1 protein-coding gene is annotated in these 610 nt (G+C 43.4%); it reads right to left on the bottom strand.

Annotated features, from left to right (window positions below):
* Positions 1 to 121: 121 nt before the first annotated feature.
* Positions 122 to 454 (bottom strand): hypothetical protein, encoded by a 333-nt coding sequence (locus tag ACM0OP_RS24305; protein ID WP_414530966.1) that lies wholly within the window; start codon positions 452 to 454, stop codon positions 122 to 124.
* Between the last annotated feature and the right edge of the window lie 156 nt (positions 455 to 610).

Here is a 610-nt window from a genome sequence, read left to right as displayed (position 1 = left end):
ACAAAATTGGTCGTGCTTTTCTGTCCAGATAGTCATAGTGTTTTGTCACCACCTAGTTAGGTGGTGGGGATGTTGATGGTAGACATTAAAAAACCGTCCGACCTGTGGATAGGTGGACGGTTTATGGATTTTCTTGAAATTCAAACTCGTTTGATAATTGTTCTAACTCTCTCAGTTGATTTTTCAGATCACATAAATTATTTTCCGTATCGTTGATCTGAGATTGAGTTTTGGTGATCAACTGAGACAGGATTCCCCCAACAATCGCGTGTCCGCTGCGTTTATCGGTATTTCCTTCCTGCCTATCATCTCTATCAAGTGAGAGCGACTGACACCCATTGCCTGGGCCATCGAATCTAGCCCCACTATAGCCGTGTCCGTCAGGGCTATTCCGACGTTCTTCTTCAGTTCGCCGTTTTCGCGGTGTTTTGCTTTCTTCACTTACTTTCCTCATGCTGCTTCCTATATAAGATATCAAAATCCACTACAAAATATCCTAATAGGATACTTGACTTTTGTCCACTATCCTATTAGGATTCTTGTATAGATAAAACCGCTCCCACCCCACACCGGGGAATACCACATGGAGCAAGCACCCGTGCATTGTGTA

The sequence above is a fragment of the Nodularia chucula CCY0103 genome (assembly GCF_963923915.1).
GTDB classification, from domain to species: Bacteria; Cyanobacteriota; Cyanobacteriia; order Cyanobacteriales; family Nostocaceae; genus Nodularia; species Nodularia chucula.
Note: the sequence above shows the minus strand (reverse complement) of the source record. Positions and strands in the feature narration are given on the sequence as shown.